At 62.4% G+C, this 25,201-nt stretch carries 26 protein-coding genes; 7 read left to right on the forward strand and 19 right to left on the reverse strand.

Annotated elements, in window-relative coordinates; all coding sequences use genetic code 11:
- Positions 1-38: 38 nt before the first annotated feature.
- Complete coding sequence (locus tag FHS54_RS03840) at positions 39-2,333, reverse strand: CDC48 family AAA ATPase (RefSeq protein ID WP_208404732.1); 2,295 nt, start codon at positions 2,331-2,333, stop codon at positions 39-41.
- A 334-nt stretch (positions 2,334-2,667) separates the two neighbouring features.
- Here FHS54_RS03840 and FHS54_RS03845 point away from each other — a divergent pair, with 334 nt between their 5' ends.
- Both FHS54_RS03845 and FHS54_RS03850 read left to right on the forward strand, forming a co-directional pair.
- The gene (locus FHS54_RS03845) at positions 2,668-3,549 is read left to right on the forward strand and encodes a LysR substrate-binding domain-containing protein (RefSeq protein ID WP_167302437.1); all 882 of its coding nucleotides are present in this window, start codon (positions 2,668-2,670) and stop codon (positions 3,547-3,549) included.
- An 87-nt stretch (positions 3,550-3,636) separates the two neighbouring features.
- Entirely contained in the window at positions 3,637-4,803 is a 1,167-nt protein-coding gene (locus FHS54_RS03850) for a GGDEF domain-containing protein (RefSeq protein ID WP_167302438.1), read from the forward strand.
- A gap of 44 nt (positions 4,804-4,847) precedes the next feature.
- On the opposite strand, the gene FHS54_RS03855 is transcribed toward FHS54_RS03850, so the two are convergent.
- Positions 4,848-5,519: a glutathione S-transferase family protein gene (locus FHS54_RS03855; protein ID WP_167302439.1), complete on the reverse strand. Its 672-nt coding sequence runs from the start codon at positions 5,517-5,519 to the stop codon at positions 4,848-4,850.
- 241 nt (positions 5,520-5,760) lie between these two features.
- Between FHS54_RS03855 and acs the strand changes: the two genes are divergently transcribed.
- Positions 5,761-7,704 carry an acetate--CoA ligase gene (gene acs, locus FHS54_RS03860; RefSeq protein ID WP_167302440.1) on the forward strand — a complete coding sequence of 648 codons (1,944 nt, stop codon included), beginning with the start codon at positions 5,761-5,763 and terminating at the stop codon, positions 7,702-7,704.
- A 57-nt stretch (positions 7,705-7,761) separates the two neighbouring features.
- Here acs and FHS54_RS03865 read toward each other — a convergent pair whose 3' ends face one another.
- Together FHS54_RS03865 and FHS54_RS03870 are read right to left on the reverse strand one after the other, a co-directional pair.
- Entirely contained in the window at positions 7,762-8,970 is a 1,209-nt protein-coding gene (locus FHS54_RS03865; RefSeq protein ID WP_167302441.1) for an FAD-dependent monooxygenase, read from the reverse strand.
- A gap of 93 nt (positions 8,971-9,063) precedes the next feature.
- A complete protein-coding gene (locus FHS54_RS03870) occupies positions 9,064-10,155 on the reverse strand; it encodes a branched-chain amino acid aminotransferase (protein WP_167302442.1) in 1,092 nt (363 codons plus the stop codon).
- 155 nt (positions 10,156-10,310) lie between these two features.
- On the opposite strand from FHS54_RS03870, the gene FHS54_RS03875 reads away from it, so the two are divergent.
- Positions 10,311-11,324 carry a threonine aldolase family protein gene (locus FHS54_RS03875; protein ID WP_167302696.1) on the forward strand — a complete coding sequence of 338 codons (1,014 nt, stop codon included), beginning with the start codon at positions 10,311-10,313 and terminating at the stop codon, positions 11,322-11,324.
- Positions 11,321-12,220, forward strand: coding sequence for a DMT family transporter (locus FHS54_RS03880; protein WP_167302443.1), 900 nt, complete (start codon positions 11,321-11,323; stop codon positions 12,218-12,220). Before FHS54_RS03875 ends, FHS54_RS03880 begins: the two co-directional genes overlap by 4 nt.
- A 3-nt stretch (positions 12,221-12,223) precedes the next feature.
- Here the strand turns inward: FHS54_RS03880 and FHS54_RS03885 are convergent, their stop codons facing one another.
- From FHS54_RS03885 to FHS54_RS03935, 11 genes are all read right to left on the reverse strand, one after another.
- On the reverse strand, positions 12,224-12,400 hold the full coding sequence (locus FHS54_RS03885; protein WP_167302444.1) for a hypothetical protein: 177 nt from the start codon (positions 12,398-12,400) through the stop codon (positions 12,224-12,226).
- 89 nt (positions 12,401-12,489) lie between these two features.
- On the reverse strand, positions 12,490-13,296 hold the full coding sequence (locus FHS54_RS03890; RefSeq protein WP_167302445.1) for a Rossmann-fold NAD(P)-binding domain-containing protein: 807 nt from the start codon (positions 13,294-13,296) through the stop codon (positions 12,490-12,492).
- A gap of 4 nt (positions 13,297-13,300) precedes the next feature.
- A complete protein-coding gene (locus tag FHS54_RS03895) occupies positions 13,301-13,660 on the reverse strand; it encodes a HesB/IscA family protein (protein WP_167302446.1) in 360 nt (119 codons plus the stop codon).
- Positions 13,660-14,124 carry an SUF system Fe-S cluster assembly protein gene (locus FHS54_RS03900; protein WP_167302447.1) on the reverse strand — a complete coding sequence of 155 codons (465 nt, stop codon included), beginning with the start codon at positions 14,122-14,124 and terminating at the stop codon, positions 13,660-13,662. The genes FHS54_RS03895 and FHS54_RS03900 overlap by 1 nt, the downstream gene beginning before the upstream one ends.
- A complete protein-coding gene (locus FHS54_RS03905; protein ID WP_167302448.1) occupies positions 14,117-15,346 on the reverse strand; it encodes an aminotransferase class V-fold PLP-dependent enzyme in 1,230 nt (409 codons plus the stop codon). The genes FHS54_RS03900 and FHS54_RS03905 overlap by 8 nt, the downstream gene beginning before the upstream one ends.
- Positions 15,343-16,095 (reverse strand): SufD family Fe-S cluster assembly protein, encoded by a 753-nt coding sequence (locus FHS54_RS03910; protein ID WP_167302449.1) that lies wholly within the window; start codon positions 16,093-16,095, stop codon positions 15,343-15,345. The genes FHS54_RS03905 and FHS54_RS03910 overlap by 4 nt, the downstream gene beginning before the upstream one ends.
- Entirely contained in the window at positions 16,092-16,853 is a 762-nt protein-coding gene (sufC, locus tag FHS54_RS03915; RefSeq protein WP_167302697.1) for a Fe-S cluster assembly ATPase SufC, read from the reverse strand. Before sufC ends, FHS54_RS03910 begins: the two co-directional genes overlap by 4 nt.
- Before the next feature lie 3 nt (positions 16,854-16,856).
- Positions 16,857-17,312 carry a hypothetical protein gene (locus tag FHS54_RS03920; RefSeq protein ID WP_167302450.1) on the reverse strand — a complete coding sequence of 152 codons (456 nt, stop codon included), beginning with the start codon at positions 17,310-17,312 and terminating at the stop codon, positions 16,857-16,859.
- A 73-nt stretch (positions 17,313-17,385) separates the two neighbouring features.
- Complete coding sequence (sufB, locus tag FHS54_RS03925) at positions 17,386-18,882, reverse strand: Fe-S cluster assembly protein SufB (RefSeq protein WP_167302451.1); 1,497 nt, start codon at positions 18,880-18,882, stop codon at positions 17,386-17,388.
- Positions 18,879-19,289 (reverse strand): RrF2 family transcriptional regulator, encoded by a 411-nt coding sequence (locus FHS54_RS03930; protein WP_167302698.1) that lies wholly within the window; start codon positions 19,287-19,289, stop codon positions 18,879-18,881. Before FHS54_RS03930 ends, sufB begins: the two co-directional genes overlap by 4 nt.
- 111 nt (positions 19,290-19,400) lie before the next feature.
- Positions 19,401-20,345 carry a helix-turn-helix domain-containing protein gene (locus FHS54_RS03935; RefSeq protein ID WP_167302452.1) on the reverse strand — a complete coding sequence of 315 codons (945 nt, stop codon included), beginning with the start codon at positions 20,343-20,345 and terminating at the stop codon, positions 19,401-19,403.
- 337 nt (positions 20,346-20,682) lie between these two features.
- On the opposite strand from FHS54_RS03935, the gene FHS54_RS03940 reads away from it, so the two are divergent.
- Positions 20,683-21,720: a quinone-dependent dihydroorotate dehydrogenase gene (locus FHS54_RS03940; protein WP_167302699.1), complete on the forward strand. Its 1,038-nt coding sequence runs from the start codon at positions 20,683-20,685 to the stop codon at positions 21,718-21,720.
- Between the two features lie 56 nt (positions 21,721-21,776).
- Positions 21,777-23,477, forward strand: coding sequence for a gamma-glutamyltransferase (gene ggt, locus FHS54_RS03945; RefSeq protein WP_167302453.1), 1,701 nt, complete (start codon positions 21,777-21,779; stop codon positions 23,475-23,477).
- A gap of 5 nt (positions 23,478-23,482) precedes the next feature.
- Here ggt and FHS54_RS03950 read toward each other — a convergent pair whose 3' ends face one another.
- The 4 genes from FHS54_RS03950 to pspB form a co-directional block, all read right to left on the reverse strand.
- A complete protein-coding gene (locus FHS54_RS03950; RefSeq protein ID WP_167302454.1) occupies positions 23,483-23,971 on the reverse strand; it encodes a hypothetical protein in 489 nt (162 codons plus the stop codon).
- A 68-nt stretch (positions 23,972-24,039) separates the two neighbouring features.
- Complete coding sequence (locus FHS54_RS03955) at positions 24,040-24,462, reverse strand: SufE family protein (RefSeq protein WP_167302455.1); 423 nt, start codon at positions 24,460-24,462, stop codon at positions 24,040-24,042.
- Positions 24,463-24,548: 86 nt separating this feature from the next.
- A complete protein-coding gene (gene pspC, locus FHS54_RS03960) occupies positions 24,549-24,929 on the reverse strand; it encodes an envelope stress response membrane protein PspC (RefSeq protein ID WP_167302456.1) in 381 nt (126 codons plus the stop codon).
- Entirely contained in the window at positions 24,926-25,198 is a 273-nt protein-coding gene (gene pspB / locus FHS54_RS03965) for an envelope stress response membrane protein PspB (RefSeq protein WP_167302457.1), read from the reverse strand. The genes pspC and pspB overlap by 4 nt, the downstream gene beginning before the upstream one ends.
- Positions 25,199-25,201 lie beyond the last annotated feature (3 nt).

Genomic DNA, 25,201 nt, shown 5'->3' on the forward strand with positions numbered 1-25,201 from the left:
GATGGCGGATCGGTTCAATCCCCTGCCGCGCGACCCGCTCAATCGTCCCGTTCGCGCGATCGGACCATCCCCGGCGACACGAAGCCGATAGGATCGACCCGCATCGCGCTTTGCTTCAGCTGAGACTGGATCTGCTCATATTCATGTTCCATCTCGGCCGTTACGGACGCGCGGGTTTCGTCGAGCGCGGCCAGGAAATGCGCCTGGGTGACCTTTTCCACCGTCATTGATTGACGCAGCGCGAACAGGCCCGCCCGGCGAACCAGATCTTCCAGGTCCGCACCGGTGAAACGTTCCGCGCGTCCCGCGAGCAGATCGAGATCGACATCGTCCGCCAGCGGCATCTTGGCAGTGTGGATTGCTAATATATGCCGCCGTCCGCTTTCGTCGGGCACCGGAACATAGATTAATTCATCGAAGCGCCCCGGACGGAGAAGCGCAGGGTCAACCAACGTTGGCCGGTTGGTCGCGCCGATCACGACCACCGACTGCAACTCCTCCAACCCGTCCATTTCGGCGAGGATGGTGTTCACCACACGCTCGGTCACTGCCGGCTCGCCCAGCCCGCCGCCGCGTGCCGGGACCAGGCTGTCCAGTTCATCGATGAAAATGACCGTCGGCGCTACCTGACGGGCGCGGTTGAACAGGCGCGCAATCTGCTGCTCGCTTTCTCCATACCATTTGGACAACAGGTCGGACGATTTTGTGGCGATGAAGTTCGCCTGCGCCTCGCGGGCGACCGCCTTCGCCAGCAATGTCTTGCCAGTGCCGGGCGGGCCATAAAGCAGGAACCCCTTGGCCGGGCGAATGCCGATCCGGCGAAAGGCGTCAGGGTCCTTCAGCGGCAGTTCCACCCCTTCCTTGAGGCGCATCTGCGCGTCGTCCAGCCCGCCAATGTCAGCCCAGCCGATATTGGGTGCCTGCACCATCACTTCGCGCATGGCCGAAGGCTGGACTCGCTTGATCGCGGACATGAAGTCGTCGCGCGAAACGGACAGCTCCTCCAACACGTCGGGGGGAATCGTCCCTTCCTCCAGATTCAAACGCGGCATGAAACGGCGCACTGTTTCGATCGCCGCCTCGCGGGTCAGCGCCGCCACATCCGCACCGACGAAGCCATAGGTCATCCTGGCCAGTTCGCCCAGATCGACGCCCTCGCCCAGCGGCATGCCGCGCGTATGGATGCCCAATATTTCCCGCCGCCCGCGCTCATCGGGAACGCCCACGATGATTTCGCGGTCGAAACGTCCGGGCCGACGCAATGCCTCGTCAATCGCTTCAGGCCGGTTGGTGGCTGCGATGACGACCAGATTGGTGCGGGGCTCCAACCCGTCCATCAAAGTCAGCAATTGCGCAACCAGCCGCTTTTCGGTTTCGCCGGTCACATTGCCGCGTTTGGGCGCGATCGAATCGATCTCATCGATGAACAGGATCGAAGGCGCGGATTTGGTAGCGGCCTCGAAAATTTCGCGCAGCTGCTTTTCCGACTCGCCATAGGCCGAGCCCATGATTTCCGGCCCGTTGATCAGGAAAAATTCGGCCTCCGATTCATTGGCGACCGCGCGGGCGAGCCGCGTCTTGCCCGTTCCCGGCGGACCATGCAGCAACACCCCCTTGGGCGGGTCCACGCCCAGCCGCTCGAACAGTTCGGGATAGCGCAGCGGCAGTTCCACCATTTCTCGCAGCTGATCGATCGCGTCGGCCATGCCACCGACGTCATCATAAGTGACGTCGGCGCGCCGCGATTCGCGCGGCTCCTCATATTCCGCGCGCAGCTCGATCTCGGTGTCGGCATCGATCTGGACGAAGCCCTTGGGCGTTGTCGATACGACAACCAGCCTGATTTCCTGGAGCGCATAGGCCGGGGCCGCGAGCATCTGGCGCAGATGGGGCGGCATGTCGTTGGGCGGCACCTGCTGCTGTCCCGCCGTAGCGACCACGTCGCCCGCCGCCAAGGGCCGCTGAAAAAAGACCCGCTTCAGCCCGTCGGGGTTGCCCTGAAGCCGCAGATTATTTTGTGCAGGTGCAAAAACGACACGCTGCGCCGCTTTGGGCTCAATCTTGCGAATGTGGACGAAATCACCTGACCCCGCCCCCGCATTGGCCCGTTGCAGCCCGTCGAGCCGAAGCACGTCCAGCCCTTCATCTTCCTTATAAGGACGCACGACGCGTGCGGGGGTCGAGCGCTTTCCAGCAATTTCGACCACATCACCTTCGGCGAGTTGCAGTTCAGCCATTGCCGACACCGGCAAACGCGCAAGGCCGCGCCCGGCGTCTTCGGGACGTGCATTAGCCACCTGAATCTTGCGTCCCGGACTTTCTTGTTCGGCCATCGCCATCCCCATTCTTGTCGTCGCGTAACGAGATAGGTAACGCCGCCCGCCATGGGAAGGCCCGACCCCAACGGCGGCACGAACAAAAAAAAGGGCTGACCCGAAGGCCAGCCCGAAAAGGTTAAGGAGAGGATGCCTGAAAGGCCCGATCCCTCTGCCCGGCGCAAATACCCTTCGCAAGTGCGAAAAGGAAGGAGGAGTTGCAACTTTTGCATCTTGCCAAGCGGCCCGTTTTACTGCTCATGGGGAACGGATAAGAAAGAAAGCTGGAACAGTTCGTTAGAGAGGAAGCGATGACGCGTCGCAGCGCATCGCCGATATAGATTGACCCTTTATGCGCAGATTGCCGCCCCTTACAGCCCTCGAGGCTTTTGTTCAGGTCGCCCGCCTTGGTTCGGTGAAGGCCGCGGCGGAAGAACTTGCGCTGTCCACGCCCGCGCTCAGCCGACGCGTCCAGGCGCTGGAGCGCTTTATCGGCCGCCCCCTTTTTGATCGCAAACACCAGGCACTGGAAATCAACGCCGACGGTCAGCGGCTGCTAGACGACATCGCGCCCGCACTGGATGCGATGAGCCAGGCGTTGGAGAATATACAAAGCGGCGGCAACCAGTTGCGCCTGCGACTGGCCGTCATGCCATTGTTCGCGACGCAGCGGCTGTTTCCGCACCTGGGGGCGCTGCGGGAGAGGCATCCGCAACTACACATCGACATCGAAACCACGCCCCATGCTGTCGCGCGCTTGGGTGAAGGACTCGATGCGGCGATCGTGCTCGCCAAGGATATCGATCCCGCGCTTTACGCGCATGAACTGGATCATGACGAAGTCTATTTGATTGGCCGCAAGGCGCTAATGGAACCGTCGCAAGCGCTGGCTTCGCCCGCAGACCTTGCCCAACATACCATATTGCTTCACCGCGATATGGTGCTGGCGTTCGAGGCGTGGAAGGAAGCGGTCGGCCTGCCCGATCTTCAGCCGCTGGCTATCGACAATTATGATTCGGGCCAGTTGATGCTGGAGGCGGCAGCACAGGGATTGGGCGTCGCGGTCATGCACGCCAGCCATTTCAACGAAGCCGACGATTCGCGGCTGATGCGCCTGTTTCCCGCGACTCGGGTGGAAAGCCCCTACCGCTATTTCTTCGTCTGTCGCCCGCGCGCGCTTCAGACACGGGCCGTGCGCATTTTCCGCGATTGGCTGGTCGGGGCGGACATCTGACAAGCTAAAGACGGCTGTCTTCAACGGCTTGTCCCTTTTTACCTAGCAACGGCTTAACCCTGCCTTCCGTGGACCGTTATAGGACCCATGAATGGGGCATCATCATCAGCGGCAAGCCCGCAACACGGCCTGACCAATCGGCTCACACGTTGGGCAAGGGGGCTTTCGAGCAAAGGCGAGATTGAGAGCCACGAGGAGGAGGCAGATCCTCATCGTGCGCGGATCGGCAGCATCGCGCACAGGGAAATTACCCGACGGCGCAAGCTGTACGAAGATATTGGCGACTTCCTGTTCGCGCATGACCTGGACCTGACACCGCTCAATTTCGGCGTCGCGCATGACTATATAACCGGCGCGCATATCGGGGTGGAAAAGGCCGTGAAGGCAGTCCTCACCGAACGTGGAAAGATCACCAACAGCTGGGTCGAAACCGTGGTCGCGGAACAACGCACCGACGAGGTGACACCCGAAGCGCTCGCATCCATGCTGTGCAAGGTGGAGGAGAATCTGTCCGAATTCACCGGCCTGATGACAGAATCGCGCAATTCCGCGAAGGATTATGGCGCGGCCCTGCAGGAAGAGGTGAAGGGGCTGGCCCCCGGCGGCAACAATGAACCGGTTCTTAGCCGACTGGTGGCGCTGACCCGATCAATGGTCGAAAAAACCCGGCAGGTCGAAACCCAGCTGCGCCATAACCAGAAACAGAATTTGGCCCTGAAATCGAGCTTGGAAAGCGCTCGCCGCGCCGCGGAGCATGATCACCTGACCGGCCTGCCCAATCGCCGCGCCTTCGAAGCGGCGCTGCAACAGGAACTGACGCTGGCCAAGGAGCAGAATGAACAGCTGTCGGTGGCCTTTTGCGACATCGACCATTTCAAGCAGATCAACGACATTCACGGTCATGACACGGGGGACCGCGTCCTGAAATTCGTGGCCGGCCTGCTCGCGAAGATCAGCAACGACCGCTGCCATGTGGCGCGGCACGGCGGCGAAGAATTCGTCATGCTGTTCCGGGGCAAGACGGCGGCAGAGGCCTGCGAGGCGGTCGACGGCGTGCGCGAAGACCTGGCCACGCGCAGCCTGGTCAATCGCAGCAATGGCGAACGCATGGAGCGGGTCAGCTTTTCGGCGGGAGTCGCCAACGTATTTTTCTACGATGATCCGCGCAGCGCGTTGAAGGCGGCAGACCGGGCGCTGTATCTGGCCAAGGAACATGGCCGCAACCGGGTGTATCTGGCGGCGGAGGCCGACTAAGCATCGCCGCCCAAGGGCTACACCGTTATCCCCCGGCGAACACCCTAGAAGTCCGGCTTTTCATAATGGGCGGGCGGCGTGATCACCTCCATCCGTTCGGACAGGAGCGGGCGGAAGGAGGGACGGGATTTGAAGCCTGCATACCAGCGCTTCACCGTCTCATGCCCGGCCCAGTCGATGCCGCCCAGATAATCAGCGACCGAAATATGCGCTGCGGCGGCAATGTCGGCCAAGCTGAGGGTTCCTCCGGCCATCCAGCTGCGATGGTCCAGCAGATAGTCCATATAATCCATATGGACATTGGCGCGCTTCATCGCCTCCCGCAGCACGCGGGCGTCAGGCGGCGCTCGCTCGATCAGCCGCTTCTTCATCCGTTCATGCAGCAGCGGACCAACCACATCGCCATAGAAATTCTGGTCAAAGAAGGCCGTCAGCCGCCGCACCTCGGCGCGCCCTGCAGCGGTGCCCGAAATCAGCGGGAATTTTTCCACCGTTTCTTCAAAATATTCGCAGATGGCCTGGCTGTCGATCAGGGTGATGCCCTTTTCCTGATCCACCATTACCGGCGTCGTGCCCGCCGGATTGAGGTCGAGAAATTCGTCCCGCATCAACCATGGCGATTCGCGCACCAAGTCGTAGCCCACGCCCTTTTCACCGAGCAATAGGCGCACCTTGCGCGAAAAGGGACATAGGGGGAATTGGAAGAGTTGCCACATATGCGTCCCTGTTAAGCGGAGCGGGGCAGCGCGAAAAGCGGCAAATGGCGGTTGGGATCAAATTGATGAAATGATGGGAGCGTGACCGGACAGCGATGTATCGGACCCAGAGCATAGCACGCGTCCGTTTCCTGTTTTTGCTTCGGTTTTCGCGCTATTTTCGCACAAACCGGGTCCCACTTTCGTAGTTGATGTTCTAGAGGTCTGCGCAGCGAGGGTTTCGCAATGGAAAGGGTTCCCGATGTCTGACGATTTTTTCCCGGTTCCTTCTGAATGGGCTGCTTCGGCGCTGCTCGACCGGGACGGACGCGCGTCGGATTATCGCCGTTCGATCGAAGACGCGGATAGCTACTGGCTGGAGCGGGCAAAACGGCTGGACTGGATGCGTTTTCCAGCGAACAGCAACGAAAGCAGCTTTGCCGAGGCCGATTTCGGCGTGCAATGGTTTTCCGACGGCATCCTGAATGTCAGCGCCAACTGCATCGACCGGCATCTGGCCGAACGGGGCGACCAGACTGCCATCATCTGGGAACCCGATTCGCCCGATGCTGAACCGCGCCGCTACACCTACGAGCAGGTCCATGAGGAAGTGTGCCGCTTCGCCAACGTGCTGAAAGGGGCGGGTGCCAGCAAGGGTGATCGCATCACCGTCTACCTGCCGATGATCCCCGAAGCGGCCTTCGCGCTGCTCGCCTGCGCGCGGATCGGCGCGATCCACAGCGTCGTGTTCGGCGGTTTTTCGCCCGAAGCGCTGGCTGGCCGCATCATCGACTGCGATTCGACACTGGTGATCACCGCGGACGAAGGCTGCCGCGCAGGCAAGAAGGTGCCTTTGAAGGCCAATGTCGACGCCGCGCTGAAGGATTGTCCCAGCGTCAAGAAGGTGGTCGTGGTGCAGGCCACCGGCGGCGCGGTCAACATGGCCGACGGTCGCGACGTCTGGCTGCATGAAGAGGCGACCAGGGTCTCTGCCGACTGCCCGCCTGAACCGATGAACGCGGAAGATCCGCTGTTCATCCTCTACACATCGGGATCGACCGGCAAGCCCAAGGGGGTGCTGCACACGACGGGCGGCTACCTATTGTGGGCCAGCCTGACCCATGAATTGTGCTTCGACTACCGGCCCGGGGACATTTACTGGTGCGCGGCCGATATCGGCTGGGTCACGGGTCACAGCTATATCGTCTACGGCCCGCTGGCGAACGGGGCGACCACGCTGATGTATGAAGGCGTGCCCAATTATCCGACGCCAAGCCGCATCTGGGAAGTGGTGGATCGCCACCAGGTGCAGACCATTTTCACCGCCCCCACCGCCCTGCGCGCGCTGATGAAGGAGGGGGACGAATATGTGACCCGGACCAGCCGCAAATCGCTGCGCCTGCTGGGAACGGTCGGCGAACCGATCAACCCTGAAGCGTGGCGCTGGTATCACCATGTCGTCGGGGAAGATCGCTGCCCGATCATCGATACCTGGTGGCAGACCGAAACCGGTGCGGCGATGATCGCGCCAATGCCGGGTGCCACGGATTTGAAGCCTGGTTCCGCCACATTGCCGATGCCCGGCGTCGTGCCCCAGATCGTCGATGGCGAAGGCAAGGTGATGGAGGGCGCAGCGGAAGGCAATCTGGTGATCGCCCAGAGCTGGCCGGGGCAGATGCGGACCGTATGGGGCGACCATGAACGCTTCTTCCAGACCTATTTCACCACCTTTCCCGGCAAATACACGACCGGCGACGGCGCGCGACGCGATGCGGATGGCTATTACTGGATCACCGGGCGCGTTGATGACGTCATCAACGTATCGGGCCATCGCATGGGAACGGCAGAGGTCGAAAGCGCGCTGGTGCTGCACGAAGCCGTGGCCGAAGCCGCCGTGGTTGGCTTCCCGCACGACATCAAGGGCCAGGGCATCTACGCTTATGTGACGCTGAACAGCGGCGAGGTGCCGGGCGAGGACCTGCGCAAGACCTTGGTCACATGGGTCCGCTCCGAAATCGGGCCGATCGCCACGCCCGACGTCATCCAGTTCGCTCCGGGCCTGCCCAAGACGCGGTCCGGCAAGATCATGCGCCGCATCCTGCGCAAGATCGCGGAGGGCGAAGTGTCCGCGCAGGCGCTGGGGGATACCAGCACGCTGGCCGACCCTTCAGTGGTGGAGGATTTGGTGGCGAACCGGCAGAGTTGATAGGATGAGGGCGCAGGGGCAGCATCGGCTGCTCCTGCACAGGCTGGAGGACCAGCCCTAAATCATCTCGCCGATCAGCAGGCGGGGCAGCGCGCCGGATTCGCCGCGCGCTTCGGCCATGAAGCGATTTTTGAGCAGCGACGTCCGCTGCACCGCCGCCAGTCCGAAGCGGCGAACAGCCGACGGAATCCGGCCAGGCACGTCGAACAGCCGGACCAGCCCATCCATCGCAACGCTGACCGACAGCGCATCCATACCGCGCCAACGCTGGTATCGGGCCATTAGCTGGGCGTCGCCAGGGTCCAGGCCCAGGCGCATGCCTTCGACCAGCACCTCCGTCAGGGCCGCCACGTCGCGCAGGCCCAGGTTCAGGCCCTGTCCGGCGATCGGGTGGATGGCATGGGCGCTATCGCCCACCAGAGCCAAGCGCGTGTCCGTTATGCGGGCAGCATGGTGGAAACCCAGCGGATAGGAGGAACGCGGCCCCGCCAGTGAAATATCGCCCAAAAATCCGCCCATGCGCTTTTGCGCTTCAGCCAGCCATGCACGTTCTGACAGCTTGAGCATGGCAGGCGCCAGGTCTGTTGGCACAGTCCATACAACCGCTGATCGGGTGCCGGGCAGCATTGGCAGCAGGGCGAACGGGCCACCGGGATAGAAGATTTCATAGGCCGTGTTGGCGTGCGGTATCGCATGGTCGATGGCGGTCACCATCGCCACATGCTTGTAATTCCAGCGGGTTGTCCGAATGCCCGCAGCCTCGCGCGTGGGGCTGTTGCGTCCTTCGGCTCCAACCAGCAGCGCGCCCTGGATCGTCTCTCCGCTGGAAAGCGTCACGGTTACGCCATCCGCATCGCGGTCGACATGGGTGGGGCGGTCGGGCTGAAAGCGGACGAGATTGTCAGCTTGCTCTGCCGTTTGGGTCAGGGCAACGCGCAGGTCGCGATTGGGAAACATGATCCCCATCACGCCGTCATCTGCGTCGGGGGCGAAATCCAATGCGCCCGGCTCCAGCCCGTCGCTCACCCAGATGCGATCGATCGGGCAGCCCTTGCCGTCCAGCCGCTGGGCGACGCCGATGGCGGACAGCATCGCATGGCTGGTGGAGGAAATAGCGGACACGCGACCGTCGAAGCCGGTGGCATTGGTTTCCACCGGATCGGCCGGATCGACCACGGCGCAGCGCACGCCATGTCCCGAAAGAGCGATGCCCAGGGTAAGGCCGACCAGGCCTCCGCCCAGAATGACGACGTCGAAGCGTTGCATGAAGGCTCTTGTAGGGCGTCGAGAGATGAATGGGAAGCGTACGGAGCTGTCATACATTGGGCTCCTGCCTTCGCAGGAGCACGTCATACGATATTAGAGCTTGCGCACCCAAGTCGCCGGGTCGGCAACCGTGCCACGTTGGATGCCCGTGAGTTCAGCCCGCAGCATCTCGGTCACCAATCCGCCATCGCCATTGCCGACAGTAAAATCGCCTTCGACGCTCTTGACCGTGCCGATCGCCGTGACCACCGCCGCAGTGCCGCAGGCGAACGCCTCGCGCAGCTTGCCGCTCATGGCATCTGCGCGCCATTGGGCGAAGCTGTATCGTTCTTCACGCACATCATGCCCCTTGGCGCGGGCAAGTTTGATGATGCTGTCACGGGTGATGCCGGGCAGGATGGTGCCGCCCAGCGGCGGCGTCACCAGCGATCCGTCCTCCATCACGAAGAAGACGTTCATGCCGCCCAATTCTTCGACCCATTGATGTTCGGCGGCGTCCAGGAAAACAACCTGGTCGCAGCCGTGCGCGGTGGCTTCGGCCTGCGCGACGAGGCTAGCGGCATAGTTGCCGCCGCACTTGGCCGCGCCCGTCCCGCCCCGCGCCGCGCGAGTATAATGTTCCGACACCCACAGAGTGACCGCTTTCTTGCCGCCCTTGAAATAAGCACCTGCGGGCGAAGCAATGACGCAGAAAATATATTCAGCCGATGGCCGGACGCCCAGAAATGTCTCACTCGCGAACATGAAAGGCCGCAGATACAGGCTGCCTTCACCGCCGGGGATCCAGGCGGCGTCGATCTTGACCAGCTCTTCGACGGCCTCCAGGAAAATATCCTCCGGCAGGACGGGCATTGCCATGCGCTGGGCGGACTCGGCGAATCGGCGGGCATTTTCCTCTGGACGGAACATGGCGACCGTGCCGTCCGCCAATCGATAGGCCTTCATGCCTTCGAACACTTCCTGCGCATAATGCAGGACGGCGCAGGCAGGATCGAGCTGGAACGGTTCGCGCGGGCCGACGCTGTGGCTGTGCCAGCCCTGACCTTCGCTATAGCGGATCGTCACCATATGATCGGTGAACAGGCGACCGAACCCCGGATCTTCCAGCATTACCGCGCGCTGGTCAGCCGATACAGCCTTGCTGCTCGGGTTGACGATAAAGCGCGGCTTCTGCTGGACGTCCATGTTGGTTGCTCCCTGGGATGACCGGCCGCCTATGTCACAAACGACCCGGCGAAACAATGTGTCATCATTGCTGACCTAATGCCATTGATTTCTGAACGCCGATCCGCATGCGATGACATCTTGGCGCGATGATCGCTCCACTCTATTCCCCGTCCATGCAGTTTTTTTCCGACAATGCGACGCCCGTCTGCCCCGAAGTGATGGCGGCCATCGCTGCGGCCGACCAAGCGGACTTCGGCTATGACGGCGACGCGTGGAGCGGACGGTTGGATCAGGCCTTTTCGGCTCTGTTCGACGCGCCCGTAAAAGCATTGTGGGTTACCACGGGCACTGCGGCAAACAGCATCGCGCTCGCCTGCCTATGCCCACCCTATGGCGGCGTCATCTGCCACGAAGAAGCCCATATCGTGGTGGATGAGTGCGGCGCGCCCGGATTCTACACGCATGGCGCGGCCCTCATGACACTGCCGGGCAGCGGTGCGAAGCTGTCCCCCGACATGGTGAAGGATCGCCTGGGGGCCACCCGACCCGACGTGCATCAGGTGCCTGCACGCGCGATCAGCATCACCCAGGCGAGCGAATATGGCTTGGCCTACACGCCCGACGAAGTTGCGGCACTGGGGGCCGTGGCACGCGACCATGGGCTGGGGTTGCATATGGATGGGGCGCGCTTTGCCAATGCAGTAGCGTTTTTGGGCTGCCATCCCGCCGACCTGACTTGGCGCGCAGGGGTGGATATAGTGTCATTCGGCTGCGTGAAAAACGGGGGCATGATCGGCGAGGCGATCGTCTTCTTCGGCGCTCAAGCGAAGGATCGTGCTGCGCAGGCCGAACGCTGGCGCAAGCGGGGCGGGCATTTGTTATCCAAGGGGCGCTATCTCGCCGCGCAGCTGCTCGCCATGGTCGAAGGCGACCTTTGGCTGTCGAACGCCCGCGCCGCCAATGCCGCTGCCCGGTCGTTGGCAGACGCGGCGAGCGGTCGATTGCTCCACCCTGTCGAAACCAACGAGCTTTTCATTCGCCTGACCCACGATGAGGCTGCGCGGCTGCGCGCCGCCGGTTTCGACTTTTACGATTGGGGCGAAGGCGCGGCGCGGCTCGTCACCAACTGGTCGCAGGATAAGGACAGCGTGCAACCAATGGCCGATGCATTGAAGGCGCTGGGATGACCGACGCCAGCGCGAATCGCGGCATAATCCTTCCGTTTCTGCTGGTGGTGCTGATCTGGAGTTCGACCTGGATCGTGATTCGCGACCAGCTTGCCGCCGTGCCGCCCAGCTGGTCGGTCTGCTACCGTTTCCTGCTGGGCGGCATCGGCATGGCGCTGTTCGCCCGGTTGCGGCGCGTGCCGCTGACCCTGCCCTGGCAAGGCTTGGCGTTCGCGACATTGTTGGGGCTGGCGCAGTTCGTGCTGAACTTCAATTTCGTATACCGCGCCGAACATTATCTGACGTCGGGCGTGGTCGCGACCGTCTACGCCCTGCTGCTGATTCCCAACAGTCTGCTCGCCTGGATCGCCTTTCGCCAGCCGGTCAGCCGGTCCTTCATCCTGGGATCGATGGTGGCGATCGTGGGCATCGCCATGCTGCTGTTGCGCGAATATCGCGCAGCGCCAGTGTCCTCCGACGCCGTGCTGCTGGGCATCGCCCTAAGCACCGCCGGGCTGTTCAGCGCGTCCGCCGCCAATGTGATGCAGGGCATGGATATAGCCCGACGCTTGCCGATGGTCGCCGTGCTGACATGGGCGATGCTGATCGGCAGCGGGATAGATGCTGTTTTCGCGTGGATCACGGTCGGGCCACCGGTGGTGGAGTGGCGCGCAGGCTATCTGTTCGGCATCGCGTGGCTGGGGATCGCCGGGTCGGTGATTACCTTCCCGCTCTATTTTCAGCTGATCCAGCGCATGGGCGCGGGCCGGGCGGCCTATACCAGCGTGCTGATCCCGGTGATCGCCATGCTGATATCGACCGTGACGGAGGGCTATCGCTGGACGACGCTCAGCCTGGCCGGAGGGTTGTTGGCAGTGGTGGGCATGGGGATCGCGCTGCGGTCGAAGGCGACGTAACGCCTACTGCGGTCGCGACAATCCGCGCTGGCGAAGGTCGGGTTCATACATCCGCTTGGCCGCGTTCACCTTGGCAATCAGGCTCGCAAGCGGTTCGGGCGCGCAGGCAGGACGATCAGGCACGGACATGCTGGTCATCCGATGGCTGAGTGCGGCGAAAACATGCTCGATGCGATCCATGGTCTGTCCCTGCAAGTTGGCAGGTCCATCCATCGCGCCTTTTGGTTAACGAGCCGTAAGCGATGTTGCGGCGTTGCGCCGAACCGAGCCTAAGGCCCTTCATCGAAACAGGCCGCAAGCCCTTCCCTGTAGGTCGGATAGCGGGGTGCCCAGCCCAGCAGCCGCTTGGCCCGGCCATTCGCGACCCGCCGGTTTTCGGCATAGAAGGACCGCGCCATGGGCGAAAGCTGCGCCTCTTCCAGCGTCAGCAGCGGCGGCAGCGGCTCACCCAGCATGGCGCACGCGGCCTCGATCAGGCGGTTCTGCGCACAAGGCAGGTCATCCGCCAAATTGTATACGCCGGGCGGGCCATTGAAGGACGCGATGATCCCCTGGACAATGTCATCGACATGGGCGCGGCTGAATATCTGTCCCGGCAGGTCGATCCGATGCGCGCGCCCATCGCGCACCCGGTCCAGCGCCGATCGCCCCGGCCCATAAATGCCCGGCAAGCGAAAGCGGCGCATGTCGGGACGGAGCGCCCCCCAGTCCGCGTCCGCCTGAACCCGCGATCCGCGTCGGCCGGAGCCGACTGGGCTATTTTCATCCACCCAAGCTCCAGCGGCATCGCCATAGACGCCGGTGGAGGAAAGATAGCCGCTCCACAGTGCTGGCGCAGCGGCAATGGCCGCGCCGTAACGGACGAGGACGGGGTCGAAGTCCCCCTCGGGCGGGGCGGAGGACAGGATATGCGTGGCCTGTTTCACGGCCTCGCGCACCGCCTTTTCGTCATCGAAGGCGATTGTTTCGCCGTCAGCCGCGCGCCGGACGCCGGTGACTTGCCAGCCCTCGCTACCCAGCCGGGTGGCGAGGCGGGACCCGGTATAGCCCATGCCGATGATGAGCATATGAGGCATGATCTTAGACCGTGAAGCTCTCGCCGCAGCCGCAGCTGCCCTTCGCATTGGGGTTGTTGAAGACGAAACCGGCGGTGAAATCATCCTCCACCCAGTCCATCGTCGATCCAACCAGATAGAGCACCGACGCCCCGTCAATGTAGAAGGTGCCTCCCGGAGTTTCGATCTTCTCGTCGAACCGGGCTTCCTGCGTCACATAATCAACCGAATAGGCGAGGCCCGAACAGCCACGGCGAGGCGTCGACAACTTGACGCCGATCGCGCCCTCGGGTGCCTGGCTCATCAGGTCGGCGATGCGCGCTTCAGCGCCCGGCGTCAGGATGACGGCGGCTGGACGCGCACGAGGCTTGGTCTCAATGGTCATTACAGCATTCCCAGTTCCAGCTTGGCCTCGTCCGACATTTTCTGCGGGTCCCATGGCGGGTCCCAGACGAGGTTCACTTCCGCATCTCCCACGCCCGGCACCGCCCCGACGCGCAGTTCGACTTCACCCGGCATGGATTCGGCCACCGGACAATGAGGCGTCGTCAGCGTCATGGTGACGACGGCATGGCCATCGTCCGTCAGGTCCACGCCATAGATAAGGCCGAGGTCATAGATGTTGACCGGAATTTCAGGGTCATAAATTTCCTTCAGCGCGTCGATGACGGCATCGTAGAGATTGCCGCCCGGCTCGACCGCAGGCACCTGTTCCGGTTTCTGCGCCAGAAATCCTTCCAGATAATCGCGCTGGCGCGGAGCGTCGTCCACCCGCGCCTTGGGCGGCACGTCCACCGCCTCGACCTCTTCCACCATGATCTTGCGTTCCCCGGATTTTGCCTCAGTCATTGGCGAAAATCTTCCTCACTCGCTCTATGCCTTTGACCAGCGCATCGACGTCACTATCGTCGCTATAGATGCCGAAGCTGGCCCGCGCGGTCGCCTCTACACCCAGGTGGCGCATCAGCGGCTGCGCGCAATGATGCCCGGCCCGGATCGCCACGCCGGTTTCGTCCAATATGGTGCCGACATCGTGCGGATGCACCCCCTCCACTTCGAAGGAGAGGATTCCCGCGCTGTCCTCCGGCCCGAACAGGCGCACGCTGTTAAGGTTTTCCAGCGCGTTGCGGGCCTTGCCCACCAGCGCGCATTCATGCGCATGGATCGCGTCTAGGCCGATCGTTTGGACATAATCAATCGCCGCAGACAGGCCGACGACGCCGGTAATATGTGGCGTCCCGGCTTCGAACCGGGTCGGCGCAGGGGCATAGGTGGTCTTTTCAAAAGTCACCTTGTCGATCATCGACCCGCCCCCCTGATAGGGCGGCATGGCATCGAGCAGTTCCTTGCGGCCCCAGAGGACGCCGATACCGGTCGGACCATAAAGTTTGTGCGCGGAAAAGACGTAGAAATCGCAGTCCAGCGCCTGCACATCGACGGCAAGGCGCGGCACCGCCTGACAGCCGTCGATCAGGATTTTCGCGCCAACATTATGCGCGATGTCAGCGGCACGACGGACATCAAGGACGCTGCCCAGCACGTTCGACACATGGGCAAGCGCAACCATTTTATACGCCGGGGTGATCATCGCGGCCATGGCGTCCAGGTCGATCTTGCCATCCGTCGTCAGGGGGACGACATCGATCTGCGCCCCAACCTTTTCAGCGGCGATCTGCCATGGCACGATATTGCTGTGATGCTCCAGCACGGACAGCAGGATGCGGTCGCCCGCCTTGAGCTGCGTTCCGACCCAGCTGTGCGCGACAAGGTTGATCCCCTCGGTCGCGCCACGGACATAGACGATTTCGCTGTCCGACGCCGCGCCGATGAAGTCGGCGACCTTGCGCCGCGCAGCCTCATAGGCCAGCGTCATGTTGGCCGACCGCTCATAAACACCGCGATGGACCGTCGCATAGTCGGGGCCATAGGCACGGGCGATGGCGTCGATCACGGCATGGGGTTTTTGCGCTGTGGCCGCACTGTCGAGATAGTGCCAGTTGCCGACGCCGGGGAAATCATCCCTCAGCCTCAGAAAACCGTTCGGGCGAACGGAGCTGGGTTCACCCGTCATACCAGCGTCTCCAGCTTGGCGATCGCAGCCGCTTCGAGGCGGTCCTTGATCGCCTCATCAGCGACATCGTCGAACACGCCCGCGACAAAGGCCTTGAGCAACAGCGTCTTGGCCGTCGCCGGGTCCATCCCGCGCGACGCCATGTAGAACAGCGCCTGCTTGTCCAGCTCGCCCACCGTCGCGCCATGGGCGCATTTCACGTCATCCGCGTAGATTTCCAGTTCAGGCTTGGCATTGGCCGTGGCGGTGCGGTCGAGCAGCATCGCTTTTACCGACTGGAAGGCGTCCGTGCGCTGTGCATCGCGCGCGACGTTGATGGAGCCCAGATAGCTGCCGGTGGCCCGCTGGCCCAGGATCGAGCGGATCGTCTGGCCGCTGGTCGCGTCCGGCTGCGCATGGGTCACGGAGGTGATGATCTCCAGAGTTTGGTCCCCACCACCGATAATCGCGCCGTTCAGTTCGAAATGCGACCCTTTGCCCAGCGTGACGGTGAAGGTCACGCGGCCAAATTTGCCGCCGATATTGAGGACATGGAAATCGCAACGCGCGCCATCCGCGATGCTGATCACATAATCATGCACCGCCGCCGCGCCTTCGCCTTCATCCTGCAACAGATGATGGCGGGCCGTTTCGCCAGCCGCCACGTCAATGCGTGTGGGCGCACGAGTCGGCCAGATGGTCGCCAGCGCTTCCAGGTCGCTATAGCGCCATTCCTCTGCCTTGCGCGTGGGAAGGATGAGCGTGGTCACGCCGCGACCACCTCCGCCCCAACTACCTCGGCATAGCCTTCGCGTTCCAGTTCCAGCGCCAGTTCGGGTCCGCCCGACTTCACGATCCGCCCGCCAGCAAGCACATGGACATAGTCCGGCCTCACATAATCGAGCAGGCGCTGATAATGAGTGATCAACAGCACGGCCTTGTCGGGCTTGCGCATGATCGCATTGATCCCCGCGCCCACGACCTTGAGTGCGTCGATGTCGAGGCCGGAGTCGGTTTCGTCCAGAATGGCCAGCTTCGGATCAAGAATGCCCATCTGCACCATTTCGGCGCGCTTCTTCTCGCCACCCGAAAAGCCGACATTCACCGGACGCTTCAACATCTCCATATCGAGGCCGAGCAGGGCCGCCTTTTCCTTGGCGAGCTTGATGAACTCGCCGCCGTTCAATTCCTTCTCGCCCCGCGCGCGGCGCTGCGAATTGAGGCTCTCGCGCAGGAATTGCAGGTTTGAGACGCCGGGGATCTCTACCGGATACTGGAAGCCCAGGAACAGCCCCGCCGCAGCGCGCTCATGCGGGTCCATGCTGAACAAGTTCACACCGTCCAGAGAGGCCGTGCCACCGGTGACTTCATAGTTCGGACGGCCGCCCAGCGTGTAGGCCAGAGTCGACTTGCCCGCGCCGTTCGGCCCCATGATCGCGTGGATCTCGCCCGCGTTGATCGACAGCGACAGACCCTTGAGGATCGCCTTGCCGTCGATTTCGTTCGAGAGGTTGTCAATCGTCAGCATCATTCAATCCTTGTGCGCGCGCTGGAGCGTCCGCGCGGTCCAGAAAGCCATGTCCCGCACATCGCCCGGCGCGGGGAACAGCGTGTCGATATGGCGCTTGATCGGCATATAGGGCCACCAGTCGGCACCCGGTTCGGGCGCGCCTTTTTCCAGCAGGCCGACGACGAATTCGCTGACCGGTCCCATGCGAGCTAGGTTTGGAGCCTTTGCCTTGTGAAATGCCTTGTCGGTGCGCAGACGCTCGGTGAACGTCTGGTCGCCGCTCTCCAACGCAGCGCGACATTCGGCCTGATAGGCATCCAGGTCGCCGAAATCCTTGGCAGCGCGGGCCTGAAGCTCGCCTTCCTCCAGCTCATAATCCTCGGTCAGGATGCGAATGGCGGCGGTCCACGACTGACCATTGCTCACGTCCTCCGCAAAATCGGCGAGGGCATCCTGAATATCGTCTTCGTCGCTCAACTTACTTGTCCTTGAGATTTGATAAGCCCCTCCCCTGAAGGGCAGGGGAGTTCAAGGGTTGCCCCTTGTCGGATCACCCGACGCTACCCTCCAGCGAAATGCCCAGCAGCTTCTGTGCTTCGACAGCGAACTCCATCGGCAGTTGCTGCAGCACTTCGCGCGCGAAGCCGTTGACGATCAGGCCGACCGCCGTCTCCTGATCCAGCCCGCGCTGCATCGCGTAGAATAGCTGGTCATCGCTGATCTTGCTGGTGGTCGCCTCATGCTCGATCTGCGCGGAAGGATTGCGCACTTCGATATAGGGAATGGTATGCGCGCCGCACTGGTCGCCCAGCAGCAGGCTGTCGCACTGGGTGAAGTTGCGCACGCCTTCCGCGCCCGGCGCGACGCGCACGAGGCCGCGATAGGTGTTGTTCGAACGACCGGCGCTGATCCCCTTGGACACGATGGTCGAACGCGACCCCTTGCCATTGTGGATCATCTTGGTGCCGGTATCGGCCTGTTGCAGATTGTTGGTGAGCGCCACCGAATAGAATTCGCCGACGCTATTTTCACCATTCAACACGCAGCTTGGATATTTCCAGGTGACGGCAGAGCCGGTTTCCACCTGCGTCCAGCTGACCTTGCTGTTGCGGCCCTGGCACAGCGCCCGCTTGGTCACGAAATTATAGATGCCGCCCTTGCCATTCTCATCGCCGGGATACCAGTTCTGGACGGTCGAATATTTGATCTCCGCATCGTCCAGCGCAACCAGTTCGACCACAGCGGCGTGAAGCTGATTCTCGTCGCGCATCGGCGCGGTGCAGCCTTCGAGATAGCTTACATAGCTGCCCTCGTCCGCGACGATCAGCGTGCGTTCGAATTGCCCTGTATTCTCCGCATTGATGCGGAAATAGGTGCTGAGCTCCATCGGGCAGCGCACGCCCTTGGGGATGTAGACGAAGGTGCCGTCGGAAAAGACCGCGCAATTGAGGGTGGCGAAATAATTGTCGTGCATCGGCACGACCTTGCCCATCCACTTCTTCACCAGATCAGGATATTCGCGCACCGCTTCACTGATCGAGCGGAAGATGACGCCCGCCTCTTCCAACTCCTTGCGGAAGGTGGTCGCGACCGAGACGCTGTCGAACACGGCATCTACCGCGATCTTGCGGCTGCCCTTGACCCCTGCGAGCATTTCCTGCTCGGCAATCGGGATGCCCAGCTTCTGATAGGTGGCCAGGATTTCCGGGTCGACTTCGTCCAGCGAATTCAGCTCTGCCTTCTTCTTCGGCTCGGCGTAATAATAGGCGTCCTGATAATCGATCGGCGGAATGTTGAGCTTGGCCCAGTCCGGCGACTCCATCTTCTGCCACATGGCAAAGGCCTTCAGCCGCCATTCGAGCAGCCATTCCGGCTCATTCTTTTTGGCGGAGATGAAGCGAACGGTATCTTCGTTCAGCCCCTTGGGCGCGAAGTCCTGCTCGATGGCGGAGGACCAGCCATGCTCATAGGCAGAGGCGCGCTCTGCGGCCTCATGCGCTTCGAGATTGCGGATGCCAATATCCTTCAATGTAGCTTCTTCGGTCATGCCATCTCTCGTGTCAGGCTGGCGATGGTGACGCTGGCCAGCGCCGATCGAATCGCATCATTCGCCACATTCATATGGGCGCGCACCCGACAGTCCTGTTCCAGCAGGCAATCATGCGCGCCATGATCCGCGCAGGCAGTCATCGCGATGGGGCCTTCCACCGCCTCCACCACGTCAGCCAGGGTGATCGTCGCTGGCGGGCGCGATAGGCGCACGCCGCCGCCGGTGCCCCGGCTGGATTCCAGCAGACCAGCAGCCGAAAGCCGGCTCACCAGCTTTTGCGCCGTCGGAAGCGGGATGCCCGTTTCGGCGGCCAGCGTCGTCGCGTTCATGCGGGTCGCCCCGCAATGACGCGCGGCAGCCGACATCAGCACCACGGCATAATCTGCAAAACTCGAAAGCTTCATGCTGGTAGCGAGCGCTCCACCTTGCGAACCATTCTCAAATCGGATCGAATCCGTCTGATTGCGCATGTGGTCCCGGCTGGCCGGGGAATCAAGGTATTTTTCGCCCGGCGCTCAGCTCAGCCGGTTCAATACCGCGACATCGCCGCCCAGCGAACGGCGCAACAATGTCAGTTGCGCGACGGCGGTCGGTTCTGTCTGCAACTGGTGGGGCGTCAAGCCGATGAAATGCTTGATCTCCCGAATGAAGTGCGACTGGTCATAGAAGCGGCCATCCTCACAAAGGTCCTGCCAGCTATGCCCGTCCAGGGCGATCCGCGCGCTGCAACGCAAGGCGCGGTATTTGCGGGCGAGCAATTTGGGCGGGCAGCCATAATGACGGTTGGTCAGGCGGGCCAGCTGCCTGGGCGACAAGCCCGTGCGTTGCGCCAGCGTCTCGATTCGCGGCGACCCTTCTCCCATCAGCCAGCCATCGACCGCTTCCAGCAGCCTCCAGGTGGAATCGGAAAGCGGGTTCACCAGATCCTCAAGAACCGACCAGCATAGAGCCGCCATCGCCTGGGAATCGTCCATCCCGCGTAATCGATGAAGCAGATCTTCAAAGACGCGGCCCTTCTCTCCGCTTACACCCCCAAGCCGGTCAGCCTGCATGCTCGCATCGCCTCCATGGATGCTCAGCCAACCCGCAGGCAGCAGGGACATGCCCGCCACTTGTGATGGGCCGTCCAGGTGGAAGCATGTGGCACCCAGCGTCGGACCCAGCAGGCAGACTTCAGGCGTGGGAGCAGCCGTTCCATCGTGAAAATGATATGTGCCGCCGCCTTGCAGCATGAGGCGCAATTGTGGGACGTCGGCTCGCGTGACGTCAGAGTATGAATCAAGCGTTTCGCTGAACAGATAGAAGGAGCCGAAATAGGGCCGCAAATGTTCGGGCGGAGCGAAATACTGTAATCGAACGGGTCCGTCTTCAGCTTCCACCATAAAGGAAAGCGGCGCGCCGCCTTCCTTTTTCGCTACACTTTGCGCCCCCCCGGGCGCATCGCCATAAAGTCGGCTCATACTCACCCCTTGCACCCACTATTGGGCCATAGCGCCAAACGTGCAAGAGGTGTTGTTAGCGCCCACTAACTTTTTCTGAACTCAGGAAAAAGATGGCCCGGCAACAATGTTGCCGGGCCAGTGAAAGGTCTCGTCAGCCAAAATGGCTTAGAGCCTTCGGGTCGCATGGCTTTCATACGTCCGAATCGGATAATCATGATTGGATGGATCGGACATTCGCTGGATCGAATCGGGACGATAGGCGTCGAATCTCGCCGACGATCGTCGTTCTGGGGCGACTGTTGCAATCCCGCAACAGCGACTCGACGTAGCCATGATGCGCTGGCATAGCGCGGCGATGTTTTATCACCTGATCCGCCCGCTCTTCTTTTCCATGGATGCCGAGCGCGCGCATAATCTGTCCATCGCGTTGTTGCGGATGATGCCCACGCCTGCCGCGAAGAAGGCTGACCCCATGCTGGCGCAGACCGTCGCTGGCGTCCGCTTTCCCAATCCGGTGGGCCTTGCCGCCGGTTACGACAAGGAAGGCCTGGTCGCGCACAAAATGCACGGCTTTGGCTTTGGCTTTGCCGAACTGGGGACGCTGACCCCCTTGCCCCAGCCCGGCAATCCGCAACCCCGCCTGTTCCGGCTGGCGCAGGATCGTGCCGTCATCAATCGGATGGGCTTCAACAATGGCGGCCAGGCGGCGGCGGCCGAACGAGTCGCCAAGCGCCGCAGGGCTGGCGGGCCGGTCATTGGCATCAATATCGGCGCGAACAAGGACGCGACGGACAGGATTGCCGACTATGTAACGGGGGTCATGTGCATGGCCCCCCTGGCCGACTATCTGACGGTCAACATTTCATCGCCCAATACGCCGGGACTGCGGGCCTTGCAGGACCGCGCCGCGCTTGATCAATTGCTGGGTGCCGTCATGGCCGCGCGAGGCACCGACCGCACGCCCATTTTCCTGAAGGTCGCGCCGGATCTGGAGCAGGCGGATGTGGAGGATATAGCCGCTGCCTGCCTGGACCATGGCGTCGATGCGCTGATCATATCCAACACGACCATTTCGCGGCCCGAATTGCGGTCTCACGATGCGGACGAGTCGGGCGGCCTGTCCGGCGCGCCGCTGACGGACCTGTCGCTGCAGCGGCTGCGCGACTTCCGCCGCGTGCTTGGCAAGCGTCTGCCGTTGATCGGCGTGGGCGGCATCGCCACGGCGGAGCAGGCCTATGCCCGCCTGCGCGCCGGGGCGAGCCTGATCCAGATTTACAGCGCTCTCGTCTATGAAGGCCCCACCCTGCCCCGGCGGATCAACAGCGGACTCAAGGCTCTGCTGGCGCGGGACGGATTTGCCCATGTGAGTGACGCCGTCGGGGTCGACGCCTGATTCGACCCGGACGATCAGTGGCTTGCCCCGACCCGTCGCAACGATAAGGTGCGGCCATGATGTTTCGCCTTGCCGGGCCGCTGGCCGCCTTCGCCCTGTTCGCCCTTCCCTCCATGCCCGTTCAGGCGCGGGAGCCGGTTTCCACCAGCGCAACTGTTTCGGCGGCCGACCCCCGCGCGGCGGCGGCTGGTCAGGACATATTGCGTCAGGGGGGAAGTGCGACCGACGCCGCCATTGCAATGATGTTGGCGCTCAACGTCGTCGAACCGCATAATAGCGGCATCGGCGGCGGCGGTTTCCTGATGCACCATGATGGCGAGACAGGACTGCTGGAATCGATCGATGGGCGGGAAGCCGCGCCCGCCGCCGCCCGGCCCGACCGCTTCATCGACCCTGATGGCAAGCCAATGACATTCCGCAATGCCTGGCCCGGCGGCTATTCCGTTGGCGTGCCGGGCAATTTGCGGCTGGCATGGATGGCGCACCAGAAATGGGGCAAGCTGCCATGGGCGACGCTGTTCGACCCAGCGATCCGCCTGGCGAGCGAAGGGTTTGAGGTGCGGCAGCGGCTGGCGACCGCGATGAATGCGGTCGCGCCGGTCTGGGCCGATTTCCCGGAGATCCAGAAATATTTCTGGGTGGACGGCGCGCCTGCACCTATCGGGACGACGCTTAAAAATCCGCCTCTGGCTGCGCTGTTCCGCCGGATCGCCACGGAGGGGCCGGATGCCTTTTATCGTGGCGAAACGGCAAAGGCGATTGCCGATACCGTCACATCCGCACCCAAAAATCCGGTGCCGATGACGCAGGACGACCTTGCGTCCTACAAGGCCAAGTCGCGCAAGCCCATTTGCGGACCGTATCGCGGCTACACCATATGCGGCATGGGTCCGGCCTCTGCGGGCGGCATCACCGTGCTGCAGATTCTGGGCATGGTCGAGCGTTTCCCGCTGGCGCGCTGGGGCAAGGACGATGTGCGTTCCTGGCATGTCATCGGCGAGGCGATGCGGCTGGCCTATGCCGATCGTGACACATGGCTGGGCGACCCCGATTTCGTGAAGGTGCCTGTGGCGGGCCTGATCGACCCCGCTTATCTAAAGCGTCGGTCCGCGCTGATTTCGATGAACCGCGCGCTAGGCATCTACAGCCCCGGAACGCCGCCCGCAGCCGACCCCCGCACCATGGCGGGCCCTCAACCGGAGAGCGGCACCAGTCATTTCGTCGCGGTGGACCGGGATGGCGACATCGCCAGCTGGACATCGACGATCGAAAGCTTTTTCGGCAGCCAGCTGATCGCCCAGGGTGTCATCCTGAACAATGAACTGACCGACTTCAGCTTTACGCCCGAAAGAGACGGCGCTCCTGTCGCCAACCGGGTCGAGCCGGGCAAGAGGCCGCTGTCATCCATGTCGCCGACCATCGTGTATGACAAAGACGGCACGCCTGTTTTCACCATCGGCGCGGCGGGCGGACGGACCATCATCATGCAGGTCGCCAAGGCGCTGATCGCCCATTTCGACTGGGGGCTATCCGCGCAGGATTCCATCGCCCTGGGACTTGAGTTCTTCAACGCCGACGGGCTGGTGCTGGAAAAGGGAACGTCGCTTGAGGCGATGAAGGTGCCGCTGGAACAGCTGGGGCACAAGGTGACGGTCGCGCCGCTCGGCCTGAAGGCCAATGCCGCCGAACGCCGGAGCGACGGTCGCTGGGTCGGCGCTGCCGATCCGCGCAGCCCCGGCGTATCCCTGCAGGAATAGCATGGCTAGTCGAGCTTCAACCCGGCGACGTTGAAGGCGAAGGGAAAGGTCGCATCTTTTGGCCCGACCACCAGATTGACTTTTAAAGTCTCGCTGTCCTGGATCGCTTCATAGGCCTTTGACGCGGGGAGCACTTCGATGCCGTCCTTATTCTCGGTCATGCGGCCTTTCCATTCATGCGTCTTGCCATCACCCGTCACCGCCGTGACGCTGCAGTTGGACAAGTCGCAGGTGAAGGGGGCGCCGACCAGCTTGACGGTCACCTCCGCACCGCCTTCCTTCATCGGCTGGACCAGCAGCACGGAAAAGCTGTCCGGCGCGGTCATGGTGGAAACGCTGTTGGTGCTGCCAATATAGGCGACCTTGGGCTTTGCTCCTGCGTCGCCTTCATATTTCCATTGCTGGCCGATCTGTTCGCGCTGGGTCGGTTCCTGCTCTGCTGGAGAGCAGGCCGTCATCAGCCCGATCGTCGCCACCACCATGATGCCGCGCATCGCCAATCTCCTTGCTTCCGTTTCGGTTACGCAAGGAGAACGCGTAGCGGCTGCCGAGTTTCCTCGTTTCAGCTGTAGCGCGCGGCCGTCTGGCGGATCAGCGCGATCATGTTGGGGATGCCTTGGGTCCGATTGGAGCTGAGCTGGTTTTTAAGATCAAAGGGAGCAAGCGCGGATTCAATATCGGTCGCCCCGATCGCCACGGGCAAACGATCCTGCACGGTCAGCAGCACCAGGGCGATAATCCCCTTGGTAATGGCTGCATTGCTGTCCGCCAGAAAATGAAGACGCCCGTCATCCAGCACCGTGGGATAGACCCATACGGCTGCCGAACAGCCGCGCACCAGCGTCGCGTCGGTCTTGAGCGCATCGGGCATCTGTTCCAGCGCCCGGCCAAGGTCGATCAGCAGCCGATAGCGATCGTCAGCATCCAGAAATTCATATTCCTCCTGGAGATCGGCAAGGACGGGTTGGTCGGTCATACCCGCCATATAGGGAGAAAAGCGGCCCGCGAAAGCCGCTTTTCTCCCTATATATCCTTCCTGTCGGAAGCGTCGCCCGCGTCGCGCCGGGTCGATCAGCGCAGATTGTCGATCTCTTCTGCCAGGCGGGTGTTGCGGCTGGTATAATGGGTTTCGATGTCGGCCAGGCGGCGATCAATGTCGCGGAATTTGGAACGGACATCCCGCGTCGAGCGCGCCGGATTGGAGCGCACGCCCTGCCAGAATTTCTCATCGTCGCGGTCGGTGTAAAGGCCCAGCGGCTTGTTTTCGGCGAAATGCGCGACCGCGAAATAGGCGATCAGCGACCAGGGGAACGCCCCCATCAGCGTGACCAGCACGGCACCGACGCGGACCCATATCACATCGATCCCGCTATAGTCGGCGATGCCGGAACAGACGCCGAGCCATTTGCCATTCTGCTTGTCGAGATAATATTTGGTGCGGCGGGCGCTCATCTTACGTTCCTCCGGTCGAAATCATAGTCACTGTCCTGCGCTGGACGGGCGGGGCGGAAATCGGGGTTGTCAGCCGCGACGATCCGTTCGACCGTCTGCAACCTGTCCTCCAGCCGCCGGGCGAGCAGATGCAGTTCGTCCAACAGCCGCTCGTCTTCGTCGGTGATTTTGGGCGCCTGTTTCCACTTGGTGGAATAGTGCAGGATCAGCCAGGGCATGCCGATGAACAGCATGCCGACGACGGCGATGGGAACAACGATGTCTTCCACGAT

This window comes from Sphingobium vermicomposti, from assembly GCF_011762025.1.
GTDB lineage: Bacteria > Pseudomonadota > Alphaproteobacteria > Sphingomonadales > Sphingomonadaceae > Sphingobium > Sphingobium vermicomposti.

What these genes read in the sequence shown, in the direction of transcription:
- FHS54_RS03940 (WP_167302699.1), top strand. Translation starts at nt 20,683, where the DNA reads ATGTTTTATCACCTGATCCGCCCGCTCTTCTTTTCCATGGATGCCGAG.
- FHS54_RS03935 (WP_167302452.1), bottom strand. Translation starts at nt 20,345, where the DNA reads ATGAGCCGACTTTATGGCGATGCGCCCGGGGGGGCGCAAAGTGTAGCG.
- FHS54_RS03905 (WP_167302448.1), bottom strand. Translation starts at nt 15,346, where the DNA reads ATGACGGGTGAACCCAGCTCCGTTCGCCCGAACGGTTTTCTGAGGCTG.
- FHS54_RS03890 (WP_167302445.1), bottom strand. Translation starts at nt 13,296, where the DNA reads ATGCCTCATATGCTCATCATCGGCATGGGCTATACCGGGTCCCGCCTC.
- acs (WP_167302440.1), top strand. Translation starts at nt 5,761, where the DNA reads ATGTCTGACGATTTTTTCCCGGTTCCTTCTGAATGGGCTGCTTCGGCG.
- FHS54_RS03885 (WP_167302444.1), bottom strand. Translation starts at nt 12,400, where the DNA reads ATGGATCGCATCGAGCATGTTTTCGCCGCACTCAGCCATCGGATGACC.
- FHS54_RS03845 (WP_167302437.1), top strand. Translation starts at nt 2,668, where the DNA reads ATGCGCAGATTGCCGCCCCTTACAGCCCTCGAGGCTTTTGTTCAGGTC.
- FHS54_RS03950 (WP_167302454.1), bottom strand. Translation starts at nt 23,971, where the DNA reads ATGCGCGGCATCATGGTGGTGGCGACGATCGGGCTGATGACGGCCTGC.
- sufB (WP_167302451.1), bottom strand. Translation starts at nt 18,882, where the DNA reads ATGACCGAAGAAGCTACATTGAAGGATATTGGCATCCGCAATCTCGAA.
- FHS54_RS03875 (WP_167302696.1), top strand. Translation starts at nt 10,311, where the DNA reads ATGCAGTTTTTTTCCGACAATGCGACGCCCGTCTGCCCCGAAGTGATG.
- FHS54_RS03895 (WP_167302446.1), bottom strand. Translation starts at nt 13,660, where the DNA reads ATGACCATTGAGACCAAGCCTCGTGCGCGTCCAGCCGCCGTCATCCTG.
- FHS54_RS03930 (WP_167302698.1), bottom strand. Translation starts at nt 19,289, where the DNA reads ATGAAGCTTTCGAGTTTTGCAGATTATGCCGTGGTGCTGATGTCGGCT.
- FHS54_RS03870 (WP_167302442.1), bottom strand. Translation starts at nt 10,155, where the DNA reads ATGGACGTCCAGCAGAAGCCGCGCTTTATCGTCAACCCGAGCAGCAAG.
- FHS54_RS03840 (WP_208404732.1), bottom strand. Translation starts at nt 2,333, where the DNA reads ATGGCCGAACAAGAAAGTCCGGGACGCAAGATTCAGGTGGCTAATGCA.
- FHS54_RS03855 (WP_167302439.1), bottom strand. Translation starts at nt 5,519, where the DNA reads ATGTGGCAACTCTTCCAATTCCCCCTATGTCCCTTTTCGCGCAAGGTG.
- FHS54_RS03900 (WP_167302447.1), bottom strand. Translation starts at nt 14,124, where the DNA reads ATGACTGAGGCAAAATCCGGGGAACGCAAGATCATGGTGGAAGAGGTC.
- FHS54_RS03850 (WP_167302438.1), top strand. Translation starts at nt 3,637, where the DNA reads ATGAATGGGGCATCATCATCAGCGGCAAGCCCGCAACACGGCCTGACC.
- FHS54_RS03865 (WP_167302441.1), bottom strand. Translation starts at nt 8,970, where the DNA reads ATGCAACGCTTCGACGTCGTCATTCTGGGCGGAGGCCTGGTCGGCCTT.
- pspC (WP_167302456.1), bottom strand. Translation starts at nt 24,929, where the DNA reads ATGAGCGCCCGCCGCACCAAATATTATCTCGACAAGCAGAATGGCAAA.
- sufC (WP_167302697.1), bottom strand. Translation starts at nt 16,853, where the DNA reads ATGCTGACGATTGACAACCTCTCGAACGAAATCGACGGCAAGGCGATC.
- FHS54_RS03955 (WP_167302455.1), bottom strand. Translation starts at nt 24,462, where the DNA reads ATGGCGGGTATGACCGACCAACCCGTCCTTGCCGATCTCCAGGAGGAA.
- FHS54_RS03880 (WP_167302443.1), top strand. Translation starts at nt 11,321, where the DNA reads ATGACCGACGCCAGCGCGAATCGCGGCATAATCCTTCCGTTTCTGCTG.
- ggt (WP_167302453.1), top strand. Translation starts at nt 21,777, where the DNA reads ATGATGTTTCGCCTTGCCGGGCCGCTGGCCGCCTTCGCCCTGTTCGCC.